We start from the raw sequence: 17,644 nt of genomic DNA on the forward strand, positions 1-17,644 counted from the left end.
AAAATCTTATAAACAATGTTTGCAATTGTAGAAATAGCAGGGCTTCAATACAAAGTTGAACAAGACCAGAAGTTGTTTGTAAACCGTTTGTCAGGAGACAAAGGAGGGAAAGTATCTTTTGATAAAGTGCTTCTTACTGTAAACGGAGCAATCACTGTAGGCGCCCCAGCTGTAAGCGGAATCACTGTAGAAGCAGAGATCCTAGACCATGTAAAAGCTGATAAAGTAATCGTTTTCAAAAAGAAAAGAAGAAAAGGTTACAAAGTGAAAAACGGTCACAGACAATCATTAACTCAGATTCAGATCACTGGTATTACGGGATTTGAAGGAGCTAAAAAAGCAGAGAAACCTGCTAAAAAGACAACAAAAAAGGCAGATGCTGAAGCTGCTGAAAGCGCAGAATAATTGTTAAACCAAAAAACCTTAAAATAAAATGGCACATAAGAAAGGAGTTGGTAGTTCCAAAAACGGTAGAGAATCTCACTCTAAAAGATTAGGTGTAAAGATTTTCGGAGGTCAGGAGGCTATTGCCGGGAATATTATTGTTAGACAAAGAGGTACACAGCACCACCCAGGTGCAAACGTGGGAATCGGTAAAGACCACACTTTGTTCGCTCTAGTAGACGGTAAAGTAGTTTTCACTAAGAAAGCAAATAACAGATCTTTCGTATCTGTAGAAGCAAACGCATAATTTAAGCGTTTTATAAAATCAAAACCTCGGCAGATTTGCTGAGGTTTTTTTGTGCGTGGGTAGAAAAAATTAATTCAACGTATTTTTTTTCATTTAATTGAGAAATATTTTTATATTTGATAATCACAAAGTTAATAATATTGCAGTAGCCGAAAAGCAGATAGAGTAGGCGACAAATTAAACAAAATCAATATGAAAAATCTAAGAAAACTAACAAAAAAGCAGCTTAAAACAATAGCTGGAGGAGAAGTATGTCCCGGACTTGCAACTTGGTGCTCACAGTGGTGCTCGTGGACCGAATGGCAAAAAGCAAACTGCCGCAATGCAGTAATCGATGCTCCTTGCTCTTGCTAGATCTTCACTTATAATTTGAAAACGCTTAAATTAATTTAAAATCCATTATCATGAAAAATTTAAAGAAAGTCAACAGACAGGAGCTAAAAAACGTAATGGGTGGAGCCACCCCTGATCAGGGATGCTTACCGTGTGATGTGTATTGTAGCATTCCGGAAGGACAAAGACCGCCGTGCAAAATCGTTTATATTGTGGCGCATTGCAACGGCTGCAAAGATTATCCTGCAGAATATTAAGCAAAAAAACTCCTTCGATTTGAAGGAGTTTTGTATTTTAAAAGCCAACCTGAAATCCTGCTTTTATCCCAAATGTCGAAATGTTGGGACGGTCAAGATAATTACCCCGCCAGTTGAAATCGACCCTGAAAATTCTCAGGTTTCCAAAACCTATATTTTCAATCCCGAATCCGTATTCGTAATAAATATGATCGCTTGGTGCAGAATATTTAAATCCTTCCACATTAATTGCTTTTGACGCATCGCTCAGTGTTCCGTAAGCCCCTCTGATAAAAGCAATTTCCCGTAATTTTAATTTCTTGATAAGAGGAATGAATGAAAGTATTTTTCCATTAAAATGATGTTCAAGATGAAGCGTTGTGTAAGTGTCGGCAACGAATTCATAATAGTTTAACTGGGCAAAAGTATTTTGGGCAAGGCTGTACGACTGGTTTCCCGGAATAACATTTTGTAAAGCCAAAGGAACGGTATCAAAGTTTTTCCCTGCCTCAAAGCTGACCAACGTTTTTCCCCAGCTCCCGATTAAAACAGGCTTATAGAATAGGAACTGTAGTTTATTATAATTAAAATCCGAACCGAATAATCCTTCAAAGCCTCTGGTGTATTTTAAGACAATTGTCGGAGCTAATGTTCCATGCTCATAACGGTCTAGGCCAGTTTGCGAGAATTTTGCGCCGGGTCTTGCGATTAAACTTAATGTAAAGTGTGAATCGTTTGTTGTTTTTCTCAAACCGCCATCTTTATAATACATCAGGCTAAAACCGTCAGGATTGGCAGATTTGATGCTTTGCATGGTACCATCAAGTCTTATCTGAAAGTTTTTCCAGGGCTCTATTGAAGTAAAAATATTGGTTTGATTAACCGAACTTAAAGATGCATTTTCTCCTCTTGCAAAAATTGTTGATGAAGCAAATGTTCTGGCCATAATTCCATCGTCATTCGTCAATTGTACTCCAAGTTGTAAAATATCTCTTCGGGTTCCGGCTCCTACGGTAAATCGGTTTACCCGATTAAACATAAATCTTGCTTCAGCACCATATTTTACCTGCTCGTCTTTAAAGCCATAAGCGGTATAAAACTGGACTCTCCAAGGGTCATTTCGTGTAAAATAAGTTCTTGCCCCTAACCTTATTCTGTCTCCTTCTACTTCATTTTTACCGTAAACTGAGAAAATGGGACCAATATCAATCCCTAATTTTTTTACGTTATAATAACCGGAACCCAACGTTTCATATAACTTCACAATTCTGTTGAATTTTGGGGTTTGCTGAAGCTTATCCAGCATATCATAAATTCCCTGTTCGGATTTAGATAAAGAATCCGGTCTGGCTTTAAGCCAGTAAGCATCATCCTTGTCCGTGAAGCTATCGGAATATTCTTCTTCGGTTCTTTTGAAAATCTTATCTTCCAAAGGTTTATTAAATTCATATTCAGAATAATCAACCGACCGTTTGGCAACAATACTTTTTGCGGTTTTCTTTTTCGAAAACGGTGTCATTTCAATTTCCGTGACGAATTTTCTGGGTAAAAAGGTATTTTCGTCAGGGTTATCGTATTCAAGCTCGGTTGAAATTCCATTAATGAAATTAACATTGATTTTCTGGGTTGATTTTAAAGTAGCTCCTAAAACCGCATAACTGTCTGTATCAATATACAGATATCCCTGAAATGCCAGAACTTCCGTTCTCTTTGGCAAATAGCGGATTTTAAAAGTATTTTCGCCGCGTATAGAGATGGTGTCTACCAAATTATAATCATACGTACTGAAGCCCGTTTCTCCTACCGGACTTGGAAAGCCGATGTCGAAATAATTTAACGTATTGTCATAAATATTAATATCCCTGTATAGGTTTTTAGCAGTAAGCGTTACAATCTGATTATCCTGGAAACCTGAGGTTTTTTGAGCTACCAACAATCTTTTTGTCCTTTTGGAAGGTCTGTTTTCACCATAATTTTCGTAAACAGCTTCATTAAGAAATACAGGAAGTCCGATTTTACCGCTAGCAGTAGAATCTTTATAATCAAAGATGAATTCCAGCTTATTGAAGATTTTCTTCTTCATGAAAGCGCTATCCAGATTATTGGCGTCGAACTGGATTTTCTCGTATTCCTTGTAAGTGTAAGTATCGAATTTATCCAGACCGTTATTTCTCTTTCTCGCCCAAACTTTCTGCATGATCGCATAGGCAGGGTTTTCTTTTTTATTTTTGTACTTAGGTCTTTCGTTATGGATGACCACTTCCTGTATGTTGCTTTCTTTTTCCTGGGAAAGCTTTACAAAAATATTCGTTGCATTTTCAGGAGTTACATCTACACTTTCTAAGGAATAATTTTTCCTTAAAAATTTCAATTTGTAAATAATACTGTCAGACTGAACGGCAAAGTTCCCAGAAGTTGTCGTCAGTGCAGCCTTATTGCTTTCATTGATAAAGATATCGACACCGGTGAGTTCTTTATTCGTTTTAGCGTCTACGATTTTTCCGGATGCAGCGTTTTGGGCGCATACAAAATGTGATAAGAGGATAAAAATAAAAAGAGGATAATATCTCGAGTTGTTAATTAACATTTGTTGTTCTTCAAGCTATTGCATAAACAAAAAGTATGCAGATTTATTGTAAAAGGATTCAATAATATTTAAATTTTTAAATATCTGAATACAAAACTGCAAATGTAGTGAAATAAGGTGGTTATTCAGAGGGTGTTAATGCTATTATTTATGAGCCACATAACCAAAAAGATAATAGTGACGTGTAAAACAAAAAAAAGACCTACATTTCTGTAAGTCTTTTGCTCCTCCTGCTGGGCTCGAACCAGCGACCCTCTGATTAACAGTCAGATGCTCTAACCAACTGAGCTAAGGAGGAATTTCCTATTGTTTTAGTGGTGCAAATATAATATCATTTTCAATACCAAACAAATTTTTATTTTAGAAATAATGAAAAATATCCTTTGATAATAGGCATTGAAGAGCTATTTAATTATTTTTCAGTTAATTAAAAATGAATTTTTTTAAGAGGATTTTTTCAACATTTTTAAAATAAAAAAAGACCTACATTTCTGTAAGTCTTTTTGCTCCTCCTGCTGGGCTCGAACCAGCGACCCTCTGATTAACAGTCAGATGCTCTAACCAACTGAGCTAAGGAGGAATGTCCTTTGTTTTAAGTGGTGCAAATATAGGACGAATATTTATACCCTGCAAATATTTTTTTAAAATTTTTAGATATTACAATTTCCCTGCAAATATCTTGAAAATATCACTTCCGAAGATCAAAATCATCAACCCTAAAAGGAAGATTACACCGATCATCTGAGCGTTTTCAAGAACCTTCTGAGGAACAGGTTTTCCTACAATAATCTCATACAATGTAAAAATTACATGTCCACCATCTAATCCAGGAATCGGAATTAAATTCAGGAAAGCCAGCCAAACAGAGAACATTGCCGTAAAGCTCCAGAATGCAGCCCAGTTAACAGAAAAATTACCGTTTATATCTTTGTCAACAGGCATGTTTTTAACGATAGCGATAGGACCACCAACGTTTTTATATCCCTGGATTTTAGAATTAAACATGATCTTAAACTGCTTTACCTGCATGGTAAGCGCTTCGATTGTTCTTACAAAACCTCTCGGAATCGCTTCTCCGAAAGAATATTTTTTATTGGTAACAACATTTAAAAGGGCTTTTTGATCAGTTAAAATCCCTAATTTCCCGTTTTTATCAACCGCAACTGAAACCGTTTCAGGTTTACCGTTTCTTAAAACTTCAATAGTTACCTTTTTCCCTTTATTCTGATTTAAAATAGTTCCAACCTCATCAAAATATTGTGTTGGCTGTCCGTTGATAGCAATTACTTTATCTCCTTTAGCAAGCCCGGAAGCTTTTGCAGATGGCGTTACAAGAGAATCAATCATCATTGGGAATCTCGGTGTGATGTATAGTTTGGCTTCTTTTTGCTTCAAAACATCTGCAACACCGTCTTTATTAATCGGGAAAGTGGTTTCTTTTCCGTTTCTGAGAACCGTTACATGATCTCCCAGTAAAATATTGATGGAAGCGTTTTCCAGTCTTTCGGCAGGCTTTCCGTCAATACTTACGATTTTATCACCATTCTGGAATCCCATTTTTTTGCCGGCTTCCGTTACTCCTATTCCATTTTCAAATTTTGTAAGATCAGTGTAGATTTCACCATTAAAAAGAGAAAGACAAGTATATATAAGCCATGCCAAGAAGAAATTTACCGTAACTCCACCCAACATGATGATTAGTCTCTGCCATGCCGGTTTTGCCCTGAACTCCCAAGGTTGAGCGGGCTGTTTTAACTGCTCGGTATCCATGCTTTCATCCACCATTCCGGCAATTTTTACGTAACCTCCGAAAGGAAGCCATCCAATTCCATATTCGGTTTCACCAATTTTTTTCTTCACTAAAGAAAACCACGGATCGAAAAACAGATAGAATTTTTCAACTTTAGTCTTAAACCATTTTGCGGGTAAGAAATGCCCAAGTTCGTGTAGAATAACCAGGATAGAAATGCTCAATATAAATTGAAACAGTTTGATTGCTATTTCCATTAATGCTTTTGTATGTTAATTTGCAAAGGTAACAATTCTCAAAACTATGCCAAATAAAAAAGCCTCCCGAAACGAGAAGCTTTGTCATATAATGCAATGATTTATTATAAATTAATAGATACTCCGAGACTGCCATTGTTGCCGACTTCTGCAAAAACTCCGATTCTCTCGGTAAAAAAGTATCTTGCGCCAATATGAGCGCCAAGACCAAAATCTTTTCCCACAACTCCTACGTCCATACCCGGATAGATATCCAGTTTTTCCGGCAGCTGCAAAACGTCTTTTAAATGAAAATTCAATCTTCCAAAAACAAAAACACGGTTATCGTTGTCATTATCCTTATAATTACTGAAATAGACATTCAGTCCGGCACCTACGGAGATAAGCCCATTGAGTCCATAGTCATATGTTCCTGTGATTCCTGTTCCGTATCCCCATGCACTTAAACCGGCATTGATTTTCTGGTCTCCTTTTCCTGTCCAGGCCTGCGCGCTGGCTGTTGCTCCTGCAAAAATCAGCATCAGCATAAAAATCAATTTCTTCATAAAGTATTCTTTTATGTTATTGTTTAAAAAATTATTTGCAACAAAGATAGAACCGAAATCATCTTAAAATCGTATTTTTAGTGAAGTTTTTTAACATAGTTTATGAAAATCACAGGACTGAATTTAGATATTAGCTGGAAGAACAAAGAGCAGAATTTCAAACATATTGAAAAAGAGCTGCAACATCAGGAAGCAGATCTTTTCCTTCTGCCCGAAATGTTTTCGACAGGTTTTTGTATGGATGCTGCGGAAGTTGCAGACACACATCAGGAATCTCTTGATTTTCTAAAGAAAATGGCAAGAGAGAAAAATGCAGCGTTTTGCGGAAGTGCTCCGGTAGAAGAAAACGGTAAATTTTATAACAGAATGTATTTTGTTCATCCCGATAAAAAAGTTGATTTCTACGATAAACGGCATTTATTTTCTTTTTCCGGTGAGGATAAAGTGTACACGCCCGGAAATGAAAGAGTTATCGTAAATTATAAGGATTTCAGGATTTTGCTGCAGGTTTGCTACGATCTTAGGTTTCCTGTTTTTGCGAGAAATAATAATGATTATGATGCGATTTTATACGTTGCCAACTGGCCCGAGAAAAGAGTTGCGGCTTGGGAACATCTTTTGAAAGCAAGAGCAATTGAAAACTTATCTTTTGTTTTCGGACTCAACAGAATCGGAACGGATGGAAATGGCCTTTTTTATCAGGAAAGTTCACACTGTTTCTTTGCGGATGGAAAAGAAATTTCTCAAAAAGAAGGAAATCTTGTAACTGCGGAATTAAATTTAGAGGAATTAAAAGATTTCAGAAATCATTTTCAGTTTCTGAATGACCGAGATTCTTTTTCAATTGAATTATAAAATTGAGGCTAAGGTTGAGGTTCAGACTTAGAATCCTCAACCTTAGCCTTTCTTTTAAGTGTATTGTTGTAAAAGTTGTGTAAGCGTATTAACATCATGCACGCCGCTTTCTTTCCACAATAATTCTCCTTGTTTGAAAATGGCTAATGTAGGAACGCCACGCACGCCGTACTGAGAAGCTATTGCCGGATATTGGTCTACATCTACTTTAACGATTCTTGCACCTTCGCCTATGTTTTCTTTTACGGTGTTGAGAACCGAAGACTGTACTTTGCAGGGCTGACACCATGTTGCAAAAAAATCAATCAATACAGGTCTTTCGGATTCTATTATTTCCTGGAATTTTTGTGACATAATTTTATTTTTACAGTGTTTTAGACTGGCAAACGAAATCGGAAGTCGGAAGTTTTCCTGTTTTTTTAATTCCGTTAAAGCCTCCTTCTATTTCTGTGAAATTCCTGATTCCATGAGAATTAAGAATACTTGCTGCAATCATGCTTCTGTATCCGCCTGCGCAGTGAAGGAAAAAATGTTCGGAATCATCGATGGTATTTACCCAGTCGCTGATATTATCCAAAGGCCGATTGTAAGCATTATCAATATGCTCTGCAGAATATTCCGAGATTTTACGTACATCGATCACTTTTGAATCTTCGGTGAATTGCCCTGCAAATTCTTCAGGTGATATCCTTTTAATTTCATCGGTTTCTTTTCCGCTGCTTTTCCAGGCTTCAAAACCACCTTCCAAATATCCCAAAACATTGTCAAATCCAACTCTGCTAAGCCTTGTAATTACTTCTTCTTCAGTTCCTCCTTCAGCAATCAGCAACAATGGGTGTTTTACATCAACGACCAAGGCTCCAACCCATGGCGCGAAATCACCTTTGAGTCCGATATTTACAGAATTTGGAACAAATCCTTTATAGAATTCTCCAGCGCTTCTTGTATCTAAAATTAATGCGCCGGTTTCCTCTGCGTAAGCTTCAAAATCTTTCACAGGAATTGGAGTCAGTCCTTTATTCATTACGGTATCTAGACTTTCATAACCGCCTTTGTTCATGGCGACATTCATTCCGAAATATTTTGGAGGAGCAGTTAGCCCATCAAGAACTTCTCTTACAAAAGATTCTTTATCCGGCTGATTGAGTGCGTAATTTGTTCTTTTTTGATTTCCTAAGATATCCACCGTTTCTTTCTGCATGTTTTTTCCGCATGCAGAACCTGCTCCGTGAGCCGGATATACCGTAATGCTATCATCAAGAGGCATAATTTTATTATGCAGGCTATCGTATAAAATTCCGGCAAGATCTTCCTGACTCAGATTGGTAGCCTTCTGTGCAAGATCAGGTCTTCCCACATCTCCTAAGAATAATGTATCCCCGGTAAAAATGGCATTTTCCACACCGTTTTCGTCAATTAGAAGATAAGTTGTGCTTTCCATTGTGTGACCTGGCGTATGCAGAACTTTTATTTTTACTTTCCCCAACTCAAAAATCTGGTTATCCTTTGAAATAACAGCTTCAAATTCAGGTTGTGCAGTGGGTCCGTAAACGATTGGCGCTCCTGTTTTCTTACTTAAATCCAAATGTCCCGAAACAAAATCTGCATGAAAATGCGTTTCAAAAATATACTTTAACGTTACATTATCTTTTTCCAGGCGATCCAGATAAGGTTTTACCTCTCTCAAGGGATCAATGATTGCTGCTTCATTTTCTGATACGATATAATAAGCACCCTGAGCAAGACATCCTGTATATATTTGTTCGATTTTCATTATGCGGTTGTGACTATTTTAATGTTTAAGATACAAAAATCGTGTTTATTTTTTTAAAAAAAGCAAAATAAAAAAATCTGTATTGATAGAATAAATCTATAAAGCTCAGATATTCTCATTATCCATTTATAATACAAATAGTTCGGAATTTCGTGATACTAAGGTAAGTATATTTGTTAAAACTTGTAGTTCAAAATAAATTATGAAAAAAACTACTGACTCTATATTCTAAAAAATTTATATTTATGTAAAAAATGAAATGACAAATAAGACACAATTCATTGAAGAATTAAACAAAAAATATACGCCGAAAGGAGATCATATCATATTAGGAAAAGGAATGTTGGATGGAGAAGTCGTTCCCGAAGTAAACGTCACAATTCCTTTAAAAACCATTAACCGTCACGGACTTATCGCAGGTGCAACAGGTACGGGAAAAACGAAAACACTTCAGGTATTTGCAGAACAGCTTTCTCATGCCGGAATTCCTTCTTTGGTTTTGGATATCAAAGGTGATTTTTCAGGAATTGCCGAAGCAGGAAAAGAAAATCCCGCCATTCAGGAACGATATGCAAAAACGCTGCTTCCTTATAGCCCACAACCTTTTCCGGTAGAATTAATGACCATTTCCGGAGAAAGAGGAGTGAAATTAAGAGCCACAGTAACTGAATTCGGACCGGTTTTATTAAGTAAAATTTTACAGCTGAATGATACACAGCAAAGTATCATGGCGATTGTTTTCAAATATTGTGATGACAAAGGATTACCTTTGATTGATTTAAATGATCTTAAAAAAGTTCTTCAGTACGTTACGGAAAATCCCCAAGGAAAAGTAGAGCTTGCGGCAGATTACGGATCGATTACTTCTTCTTCATTAGGTGCGATTCTGAGATCAATCGTTGCGTTGGAGCAACAGGGGGCTTCAACATTTTTCGGAGAATTAAGCTTTGATGTGAATGACCTGCTACAAACAAGAGACGGAAAAGGAGTTATCAATATTTTAAGAGTTGCTGATATTCAAAGTAAGCCACAGTTGTTTTCTACTTTTATGCTTTCCCTTTTTGCTGAAATTTATATGACTTTTCCTGAAGAAGGCGATACCGGTAAACCGAAACTGGTTCTGTTTATTGATGAAGCACATCTGATTTTTGATGAGTCTTCCAAAGCATTGGTTTCTCAGATCGAAACAATGGTAAAACTGATCCGTTCAAAAGGAGTTGGTATTTATTTTATTACCCAGATACCGGGAGATGTTCCCGAAGCTATTCTTTCACAATTGGGTCTGAAAATTCAGCATGCACTGAGAGGCTTCACAGCAAAAGACAAAAAAGAAATTTCCAAGGCAGTCGAAAATTATCCCACAACAGAATTTTATGATGCTCCGACACTGATTCAGAATTTGGGAATCGGCGAAGCTTTTGTAACTGCTCTGGATGAAAAAGGAATTCCCACACCGCTGGTTCATACATTTTTAATTTCACCGGAGTCCAGAATGGATATTCTCAACGATGCGGAGATTTCGGAATTAACAGATAACTCGGCTTTAGTTGCGAAATACAAAAAAGTGATTGACAACGAATCAGCGTACGAAATTTTAGTACGAAGAATGGAGAAGGCCGCGGCTGAAGCACCTTCAAATCAAAAAACAAAACCTGTAAAAGAAGAACCCGGAATGTTCGAAAAAGTCTTGCAGAGCAAAGCGGGACGAACGTTTACAAGCACTTTAATGCGCGAAGGTGCGAAAGCAATCTTAGGAATGCTGGGCATTGGTGGCAGGAAAAGGTGATTCGAGATTATTAATTTGTAAAGCATAACATATTGTAGACAGTTTGAAACTGAATTTGTTAAAATTGACATAATTTTTCCTAATTTAGCAGGATTGTCTTAGGCGAAATTTCATGCTTTATGGCATAGGTTATGTTACGTTTAAAAGTAAAGTACAGCGTCTTTTAAAAGTTATGTTTTTCATCATTAAAAAATTAAGGTATATTCTTTAAACTCTAAGTTTGTGGTTTGAAATTCATATCGGAATTAAATATAAAAGCCTGTACATATAGTAAAATCAATTTAAAAGAAAGTTGTATAAAATTTAATGTATTCAATTATTGATATAGAAAGCAATGGTGCAGGTTACAGAAAAGAATGCATTATAGATATTGCTATTTACAGGTATGATGGTCAGAAGATCACAGACCAGTTTATTTCGCTTGTAAATCCTGAAAGCGATATTACACCTTTTGTTCAGAAACTCACCAACATTACGCCAAAAATGGTGAAAACGGCTCCTAAATTTCATGAAATTGCGCGCAGAATTGTAGAAATTACAAACAATACAACTTTAGTAGGACACAATATCGATTTCGACTACAGGATGCTTCGCCAGTCTTTTCAAAGGCTAGGATATGATTTCAAAATCAATACATTAGACACGATTCCTATTGCTAAAAAACTGATTCCTGATGAGGTAAGCTACTCGCTCGGAAAACTTGTAAAGTCTCTGGGAATTCCTCTTACCCATCATCACAGAGCGGATGGAGATGCCCGTGCCACGTTGGAATTATTTAAACTTTTAATTTCAAAGGATACTGAAAACGAAATTATTCAGAAGCAACATGAAGAAGCCAACGCGAAGACCTATATTAATAAAATTAAAGAACTGACGCAGGATCTTCCGAATGAAAAAGGCTTTGTTTATTTTCAGAATGAGGAAGGAAAGATTATTTTTTCCGATTACGTGCAAGACATCAATAAGTTTTCTAAAAAAGTTTTCAATTCTAAATCTAAAAGATGGGAAAGCATTCAACAGGCTGTCACACAGATCAATTATGAACTTACCGGAACAGATATTATTGCCAAACTCATCCTTAATTCAAAAGGAATCAGAAAAAAAGAAACGTTGCCTTTCGGTCTTTATCACAGACACAACAAATATATTGTAGAAAAAAATAAGCTGAATAAAACCGAAAAACCCATCCTGAAGTTCAGATCATTTACACAAGGGGTAAAAGCCGTTGAGTTTATCGGGAAAATAGATGAATATTCTGATATTGAGTTTTTTAAAAAGAAAATTGATTTCAAAAAACGAAATGAACTCTGGCTTGGACAGGGAAGAAAACTTGGCGAAAAACTATTTATCGTCATTGAAAACGGAAAGGTAATTTCTTATGGATTTTACGAGCTTTTCACTCAGATTCAGACACTGAGCAAAATTTCTAAACTGAAAATTGACCTGCAGTATCAGTCTGGAGATCTCATCAACGAATTGCAATTAGCTTTGCTTCGAAGTGATTTTGAGACATTACCGCTTCCAAAGTAATTTCATCCATTAATACTCAAATAGAATAATGAAAAATCGTGATCAAAATTCGTTTTGGAAACTTGGTATATTCTATTATAATAAAAAAGATAAACGTTTGTTTCCGCCTAAAAGAACAGGTTTAGGCTGGACGGTTAATTTTGCGAATCCTTTTTCTGTAACCCTATTTATATTGATTTTAATAGCGATTATTCTCATAACAAAGCGTTTCAGCACTAAGTAAAAAAACTTTTTTCATGCTTTTTTGAAGTTTTTTATTCTTTAAAATTAAAAATAAAAGAATAATGTTCTATCTATTTGATTTTAAATGGTAAAGAATTTCTTATTACCTTTGTACTTTCTTTATCAATACAAAAGAAATTTTTACTTAATTAATTATGAATCCAAAAGAATTACTAAAGATTGCCAATGAATTTGGTACACCGGTGTATGTTTACGATGCTGAATCGATCAAAACTCAATACGAAAAACTTACATCTTCTTTTCTTAAACACACTAAGTTCTTCTATGCTGCAAAGGCGTTGACCAACATCAACATCCTGAAGTATGTCAAGAACCTGGGTGCTTCTTTGGATTGTGTATCGATTAATGAAGTTAAACTTGGACTGAAAGCGGGATTTCCGAAAGAAAAAATATTGTTCACCCCGAATTGTGTCGATCTTGCAGAGATTGAAGAGGCGATGACCTTCGGAGTACATATTAATATTGATAACATTTCCATCCTGGAGCAGTTTGGGAATAAGTACGGAAACACTTATCCTATTTTGGTAAGAATCAACCCGCATATTTTTGCAGGAGGAAACTATAAAATTTCTACAGGCCATATCGACAGTAAGTTCGGGATTTCCATTCATCAGGTTCGCCATATCGAAAGAGTGATGAAATCTACCAACCTAAATGTTGAAGGACTTCATATGCATACAGGAAGTGAAATTAAAGACCCGGACGTGTTCCTTCAGGCGCTGGATATTATGCTGGAACTTTCTGAGCATTTCCCAAATTTAAAATATTTAGACATGGGAAGTGGTTTCAAAATTCCTTATCAGGATACCGAAGAAGAAACGGATGTAAAAACTTTAGGGCAAAAAGTAGAGAAAGTAATTTCTGAGTTTTCAAAATCTACCGGGAAAAAGTTTGAATTATGGTTTGAACCCGGGAAATTCCTTGTCGGAAAAAGCGGATATTTATTAGTGAAAGCCAATGTCATCAAGCAGACAACAGCAACGGTTTTTGTTGGGATAAATTCAGGATTCAATCATTTAATCCGACCGATGTTCTACGATTCTTACCACGTTATCGAAAATCTGTCCAACCCGAAAGGAGCGGAAAGAATTTACACGGTAGTCGGAAACATCTGTGAAACAGATACTTTCGCCTGGGACAGAAAACTGAACGAAGTGAGAGAGGGTGATATTTTGGCATTCCGTAATGCGGGAGCGTATGGTTTTGAAATGAGTTCTAATTTTAATTCCAGATTAAAACCCGCTGAAGTTCTTTTCCTTAACGGAAAAGCCCATCTTATAAGAAAAAGAGATGAATTTGAAGATCTTCTGAGAAATCAGATCGAAGTAATTTAACAATACAAGGCTCCGCATCATTTGCGGAGTTTTTTTATTAAATGAAGAAACTTTCCATTCAAATTCTTGTTATTCTTAGATTTTATTAATGGCATAATCTTTTCAGATAAAACTGTTGATCCTTTCCGGATTTCAAATTCACAAAAATAACATCAAAAAAATATTAATTATGGCTAAAAATATAGCAGAGCAAATTGTAGAAATGCTTGAAAATGCAAATGTAAAAAGAATTTATGCTGTTACCGGTGACAGTCTTAATCATTTGAATACAGCCGTTAAAAAAAGCAGCATCGAATGGATTCATGTGAGACACGAAGAAGCGGGAGCTTACGCCGCCGCCGCAGAAGCTGAACTTGACGGATTTGCAGTTTGCGCCGGAAGTTGCGGCCCTGGCCACGTACACCTCATCAACGGGGTTTACGAAGCTCATCGTTCTCACCTTCCTATGCTCGTAATTGCATCTACTATCCAAAGTGATGAAATGGGTATGGATTATTTTCAGGAAACCAATACGATAAAACTTTTTGACGATTGCAGCCATTATAATCAAATGATTACCCGTCCGGAGCAGGTTCAGCGAACAGTTCAGACGGCGATTCAGCATGCGATCTCGAAAAAAGGAGTCGCGGTAATCGGCCTTCCCGGTGATGTTTCAGAACTAGACGCAGAAGAAGCAACGACATCCAATAAAACTTTTAAAACCAATGCTATTTTACGTCCATCAGATGAAGAACTGCGCCAATTGGCAGACTTAATCAATGAAAGTAAAAAAGTGACAATCTACTGCGGTATAGGCGCTCAGCACGCCAATGCAGAAGTGGTAGAGCTTTCAAAATATTTAAAAGCACCGGTAGGATATTCTTTTCGTGGTAAAATGGCCATCCAGCCGAATAACCCTAATGAAGTCGGACTTACCGGCCTTTTGGGACTCCCTTCTGCATATCACGCGATGCATGAAGCCGATTTATTAATTCTCTTAGGAACAGATTTCCCTTATCAGAAATTCATGCCTGTTAAAAACAAAATTGTGCAGGTTGATGAAAGCCCGGAACGATTGGGAAGAAGAGCGAAGCTGGAAATGGGACTCGCAGGTGACGTAAAAGAAACCATTAAAGCATTATTGCCTTTACTAAATGAAAAAACCGATATTGATTTTCTTAAACAACAATTGGAATTTTATGAGAAGGTGAAGGAAAATCAGTTGACTTATGTAAAAGATCCGGGAACAGAAAATGCTATTCAGCCTGAATTTGTAACTTATACTTTGGACAAGCTGGCAAAAAAAGATTCCATTTTTACTGTAGATACAGGAATGTGCTGTGTTTGGGGCGCGAGATATATCACCGGAACAGACGAAAGGAAAATGCTGGGTTCATTCAATCACGGTTCTATGGCAAATGCGATGCCGATGGCCATTGGCGCATCCTTGGCCCATCCCGGAAGACAGGTAATTGCAATGTGCGGCGATGGCGGCCTGTCCATGCTTTTGGGAGATCTGGCGACTATATTTCAGTATAAGCTTCCTGTAAAAATCATTGTTTTCAACAACAGATCTTTAGGAATGGTAAAACTTGAAATGGAAGTTGGGGGTATGCCGGATAATGAAACCGATATGGTAAATCCCGATTTTGCAATGATTGCTCATGCCATGGGATACCCTGGCAAAAATGTTCATAAACCTGAAGAAGTAGAATCTGCGATCACAGAGTGTCTTGACTATAACGGTCCTTACCTGTTGAATATTTTTACGAATCCAAATGCACTGGCTTTACCACCTAAAATTGAACTCAATCAGGTAATGGGAATGACGAAATCAATGGCGCAGCTCATGCTCGGCGGGAAAATGGAAGAAGCATTAGATACTGTAAAAAGCAATTTTAAACACATTAAAGATATTTTGTAAAATAGGACTTCATATTTTACAGGAAGCTATTCTTTAAACGGGATAAATATTACCTTTGTTATAATAAATTTAACATTAAAAATTCTATGAAGGCTTTTGTATTTTTATCAATGCTTCTGGTCTCAAATTTTGTATTTGCTCAGTCTGATGTAGAGGACAGAGACGATAATTTTATTGCCGAAAACAATAAGAGTATTCTAAAGATAGATATTAAGGAACCTTTACTACAGGTTGCTGTTAAAAACTGTGACAATTTCAAAGCAGCTTCTTTTGAAGGCGGAGTTTCCGTTTATAAAGAAACTCTGAGAAAATATATGTATGTGTATCTCAATACTGATTTCTATGTGTTAAACGGCGATTTCACGTTTACCCTAACAATTGACCAAAACGGAAAGGTTATCAATATTGAAGGATCTCCTAAAGTTGCAAACAGTCAGATATTTTTCGACGACATGAAATACATTGTAAGGAGAATTAAAAAAAACTGGCTCCCTGCAACCTGTAACGGAAAACCTGTAATTTCCCAGATTAAAATAAAAATGAATTTATCTACCATCGCTACAGATATCTAGCAACTCTTTTAACCATGAAAAAATACATTGTAATGATGCCTTTATTAATGTTAAGTTATAAAGGCTTTTCTCAGACAACAACAGTTGTTGTTCAACAGAATACGGAGAACTATCAAAAAGCAGAATTTCCGGGTGGCGATGAGGCCTTTCAAAAAGAATTCATGAATATGGTACACGCCTATATCGATATTGCCTTATATGCAATTCAGGGACAGGTAACGTTCATTTTAAATATTGACACCAAAGGAAAAATCAATCAGATAGAGGTGCTTCCGAAATTTAAAGATAATGAAATGTTCATTGATGACATGAAATATGCTGCGAAGAAAGTAAAAGGCAAATGGAAGCCTGCTACCCGAAACGGAATTCCGGTAGATTCCAAATTTGTAATGAAGGTGAATTTTAGTAATAATGCGTACGATCATGATTAGAAAGTTTATAATTTGTCTATTTACAATTGTTTTCTCCTTTTTTCAATCACAGGTTTTAGATGAATATCCGGAAAAACAAGATTTTTATGAAGGAGGTTTGGTAAATTTTTACCGGGAAAGTCATGATTATTTAACGAAAAATAAAGTTAAAGACTGTGATTCAAAAGAAATTTATCAACCCCGATTTATCGTAACCAAAGAAGGCGGTATTAAATTGGTAAAAGATTCAGATACGGCAAATATTTCAAAAAACAAGTGTGCTTACGAAATCTCTATAAGCCTTTTAAAAAACCTGAAAAACTGGAAACCTGCGGAAGTAAAAGGACTAAAAATTGGTGCACTTACAGAATTCATTCTTTACCCAAAGGATGTAATGGGTAATTACAAGGAAGGATATAATGCCATGGAATTCATAATACCAGCCCAATATCCGGGAGGCTATGATAAGCTCGGAAAAGATTTCCATGATGAATTCATGACCTTATTTATGGATTATCATATTAACGGAAATATTAATCTGGAATTTTATGTTGATAAAGAGGGACATATTTCCAATCCCAGAATATACCCTGAAATACGTGACCGAAGTTTTAATATTGAATTTTTAAGAACGCTTTCAAGGCTTCATAAAGTATGGAAACCAGCTTTATATTCTAATATACCGATAAAACAAAGGGTGAATTATCCGATGCGTTTCTCAACGACTTTTTACGAAAGATAATCCTGCCATTCTGTCACAAGATTTTGTATCTTTGCAAATTAATTCAGATTTTTAAAGTTTAAAAACTCAATGTCAAAAACGTTGAACTTTAATTAT

General features: G+C 36.3%; 17 protein-coding genes, 2 tRNA genes and 1 pseudogene. 13 read left to right on the forward strand and 7 right to left on the reverse strand.

What is annotated here, in order from left to right:
• Nucleotides 1–15 precede the first annotated feature (15 nt).
• From rplU to BLR30_RS17745, 4 genes and pseudogenes are all read left to right on the forward strand, one after another.
• Nucleotides 16–378 (forward strand): annotated as a pseudogene (gene rplU / locus BLR30_RS09955) (50S ribosomal protein L21); the annotation flags it as partial.
• Between the two features lie 55 nt (nucleotides 379–433).
• The gene (gene rpmA, locus BLR30_RS09960; RefSeq protein WP_089857756.1) at nucleotides 434–691 is read left to right on the forward strand and encodes a 50S ribosomal protein L27; all 258 of its coding nucleotides are present in this window, start codon (nucleotides 434–436) and stop codon (nucleotides 689–691) included.
• Nucleotides 692–883: 192 nt separating this feature from the next.
• Nucleotides 884–1,045, forward strand: coding sequence for a bacteriocin-like protein (locus BLR30_RS18085; RefSeq protein WP_159102966.1), 162 nt, complete (start codon nucleotides 884–886; stop codon nucleotides 1,043–1,045).
• Nucleotides 1,046–1,095: 50 nt separating this feature from the next.
• A complete protein-coding gene (locus BLR30_RS17745) occupies nucleotides 1,096–1,281 on the forward strand; it encodes a bacteriocin-like protein (RefSeq protein ID WP_089857759.1) in 186 nt (61 codons plus the stop codon).
• Nucleotides 1,282–1,318: 37 nt separating this feature from the next.
• On the opposite strand, the gene BLR30_RS09970 is transcribed toward BLR30_RS17745, so the two are convergent.
• The 5 genes from BLR30_RS09970 to BLR30_RS09990 all read right to left on the reverse strand — a co-directional run bounded on the left by BLR30_RS09970 (nucleotide 1,319) and on the right by BLR30_RS09990 (nucleotide 6,399).
• Nucleotides 1,319–3,847, reverse strand: coding sequence for a DUF5686 family protein (locus BLR30_RS09970; protein ID WP_089857762.1), 2,529 nt, complete (start codon nucleotides 3,845–3,847; stop codon nucleotides 1,319–1,321).
• Between the two features lie 224 nt (nucleotides 3,848–4,071).
• Nucleotides 4,072–4,145, reverse strand: a tRNA-Asn gene (locus BLR30_RS09975).
• Between the two features lie 208 nt (nucleotides 4,146–4,353).
• Nucleotides 4,354–4,427 (reverse strand) — tRNA-Asn (locus BLR30_RS09980).
• Nucleotides 4,428–4,504: 77 nt separating this feature from the next.
• Complete coding sequence (gene rseP / locus BLR30_RS09985; RefSeq protein ID WP_089857765.1) at nucleotides 4,505–5,854, reverse strand: RIP metalloprotease RseP; 1,350 nt, start codon at nucleotides 5,852–5,854, stop codon at nucleotides 4,505–4,507.
• A gap of 104 nt (nucleotides 5,855–5,958) precedes the next feature.
• On the reverse strand, nucleotides 5,959–6,399 hold the full coding sequence (locus tag BLR30_RS09990) for a DUF6646 family protein (protein WP_089857768.1): 441 nt from the start codon (nucleotides 6,397–6,399) through the stop codon (nucleotides 5,959–5,961).
• A gap of 102 nt (nucleotides 6,400–6,501) precedes the next feature.
• Here BLR30_RS09990 and BLR30_RS09995 point away from each other — a divergent pair, with 102 nt between their 5' ends.
• On the forward strand, nucleotides 6,502–7,254 hold the full coding sequence (locus BLR30_RS09995) for a nitrilase family protein (RefSeq protein ID WP_089857771.1): 753 nt from the start codon (nucleotides 6,502–6,504) through the stop codon (nucleotides 7,252–7,254).
• A 54-nt stretch (nucleotides 7,255–7,308) separates the two neighbouring features.
• Here the strand turns inward: BLR30_RS09995 and BLR30_RS10000 are convergent, their stop codons facing one another.
• Nucleotides 7,309–7,608, reverse strand: coding sequence for a thioredoxin family protein (locus BLR30_RS10000; protein ID WP_089857774.1), 300 nt, complete (start codon nucleotides 7,606–7,608; stop codon nucleotides 7,309–7,311).
• 10 nt (nucleotides 7,609–7,618) lie between these two features.
• Nucleotides 7,619–9,028 (reverse strand): MBL fold metallo-hydrolase, encoded by a 1,410-nt coding sequence (locus BLR30_RS10005; RefSeq protein WP_089857776.1) that lies wholly within the window; start codon nucleotides 9,026–9,028, stop codon nucleotides 7,619–7,621.
• A 259-nt stretch (nucleotides 9,029–9,287) separates the two neighbouring features.
• Between BLR30_RS10005 and BLR30_RS10010 the strand changes: the two genes are divergently transcribed.
• The 8 genes from BLR30_RS10010 to BLR30_RS10045 all read left to right on the forward strand — a co-directional run bounded on the left by BLR30_RS10010 (nucleotide 9,288) and on the right by BLR30_RS10045 (nucleotide 17,548).
• Nucleotides 9,288–10,814 carry a helicase HerA-like domain-containing protein gene (locus BLR30_RS10010; protein ID WP_089857778.1) on the forward strand — a complete coding sequence of 509 codons (1,527 nt, stop codon included), beginning with the start codon at nucleotides 9,288–9,290 and terminating at the stop codon, nucleotides 10,812–10,814.
• A gap of 306 nt (nucleotides 10,815–11,120) precedes the next feature.
• Nucleotides 11,121–12,344 carry a 3'-5' exonuclease gene (locus BLR30_RS10015; protein WP_089857781.1) on the forward strand — a complete coding sequence of 408 codons (1,224 nt, stop codon included), beginning with the start codon at nucleotides 11,121–11,123 and terminating at the stop codon, nucleotides 12,342–12,344.
• Between the two features lie 28 nt (nucleotides 12,345–12,372).
• Nucleotides 12,373–12,567: a DUF5808 domain-containing protein gene (locus BLR30_RS17910; protein WP_089857783.1), complete on the forward strand. Its 195-nt coding sequence runs from the start codon at nucleotides 12,373–12,375 to the stop codon at nucleotides 12,565–12,567.
• 154 nt (nucleotides 12,568–12,721) lie between these two features.
• Nucleotides 12,722–13,921, forward strand: coding sequence for a diaminopimelate decarboxylase (lysA, locus tag BLR30_RS10025; protein ID WP_175443640.1), 1,200 nt, complete (start codon nucleotides 12,722–12,724; stop codon nucleotides 13,919–13,921).
• A 169-nt stretch (nucleotides 13,922–14,090) separates the two neighbouring features.
• Nucleotides 14,091–15,824, forward strand: a complete 1,734-nt coding sequence (locus tag BLR30_RS10030; RefSeq protein WP_089858306.1) for a thiamine pyrophosphate-dependent enzyme — start codon at nucleotides 14,091–14,093, stop codon at nucleotides 15,822–15,824.
• Between the two features lie 86 nt (nucleotides 15,825–15,910).
• A complete protein-coding gene (locus tag BLR30_RS10035; RefSeq protein WP_089857791.1) occupies nucleotides 15,911–16,396 on the forward strand; it encodes a hypothetical protein in 486 nt (161 codons plus the stop codon).
• 14 nt (nucleotides 16,397–16,410) lie between these two features.
• The gene (locus BLR30_RS10040) at nucleotides 16,411–16,827 is read left to right on the forward strand and encodes an energy transducer TonB (RefSeq protein ID WP_089857794.1); all 417 of its coding nucleotides are present in this window, start codon (nucleotides 16,411–16,413) and stop codon (nucleotides 16,825–16,827) included.
• Complete coding sequence (locus tag BLR30_RS10045) at nucleotides 16,820–17,548, forward strand: energy transducer TonB (protein WP_089857797.1); 729 nt, start codon at nucleotides 16,820–16,822, stop codon at nucleotides 17,546–17,548. The genes BLR30_RS10040 and BLR30_RS10045 overlap by 8 nt, the downstream gene beginning before the upstream one ends.
• The last annotated feature ends 96 nt before the right edge of the window (nucleotides 17,549–17,644 follow it).

Origin of the sequence: Chryseobacterium taeanense, assembly GCF_900099685.1 — a bacterium.
GTDB lineage: Bacteria > Bacteroidota > Bacteroidia > Flavobacteriales > Weeksellaceae > Chryseobacterium > Chryseobacterium taeanense.

Coding starts and splice junctions, on each gene's coding strand:
- rpmA (WP_089857756.1), top strand. CDS start 434: ATGGCACATAAGAAAGGAGTTGGTAGTTCCAAAAACGGTAGAGAATCT.
- BLR30_RS18085 (WP_159102966.1), top strand. CDS start 884: ATGAAAAATCTAAGAAAACTAACAAAAAAGCAGCTTAAAACAATAGCT.
- BLR30_RS17745 (WP_089857759.1), top strand. CDS start 1,096: ATGAAAAATTTAAAGAAAGTCAACAGACAGGAGCTAAAAAACGTAATG.
- BLR30_RS09970 (WP_089857762.1), bottom strand. CDS start 3,847: ATGTTAATTAACAACTCGAGATATTATCCTCTTTTTATTTTTATCCTC.
- rseP (WP_089857765.1), bottom strand. CDS start 5,854: ATGGAAATAGCAATCAAACTGTTTCAATTTATATTGAGCATTTCTATC.
- BLR30_RS09990 (WP_089857768.1), bottom strand. CDS start 6,399: ATGAAGAAATTGATTTTTATGCTGATGCTGATTTTTGCAGGAGCAACA.
- BLR30_RS09995 (WP_089857771.1), top strand. CDS start 6,502: ATGAAAATCACAGGACTGAATTTAGATATTAGCTGGAAGAACAAAGAG.
- BLR30_RS10000 (WP_089857774.1), bottom strand. CDS start 7,608: ATGTCACAAAAATTCCAGGAAATAATAGAATCCGAAAGACCTGTATTG.
- BLR30_RS10005 (WP_089857776.1), bottom strand. CDS start 9,028: ATGAAAATCGAACAAATATATACAGGATGTCTTGCTCAGGGTGCTTAT.
- BLR30_RS10010 (WP_089857778.1), top strand. CDS start 9,288: ATGACAAATAAGACACAATTCATTGAAGAATTAAACAAAAAATATACG.
- BLR30_RS10015 (WP_089857781.1), top strand. CDS start 11,121: ATGTATTCAATTATTGATATAGAAAGCAATGGTGCAGGTTACAGAAAA.
- BLR30_RS17910 (WP_089857783.1), top strand. CDS start 12,373: ATGAAAAATCGTGATCAAAATTCGTTTTGGAAACTTGGTATATTCTAT.
- lysA (WP_175443640.1), top strand. CDS start 12,722: ATGAATCCAAAAGAATTACTAAAGATTGCCAATGAATTTGGTACACCG.
- BLR30_RS10030 (WP_089858306.1), top strand. CDS start 14,091: ATGGCTAAAAATATAGCAGAGCAAATTGTAGAAATGCTTGAAAATGCA.
- BLR30_RS10035 (WP_089857791.1), top strand. CDS start 15,911: ATGAAGGCTTTTGTATTTTTATCAATGCTTCTGGTCTCAAATTTTGTA.
- BLR30_RS10040 (WP_089857794.1), top strand. CDS start 16,411: ATGAAAAAATACATTGTAATGATGCCTTTATTAATGTTAAGTTATAAA.
- BLR30_RS10045 (WP_089857797.1), top strand. CDS start 16,820: ATGATTAGAAAGTTTATAATTTGTCTATTTACAATTGTTTTCTCCTTT.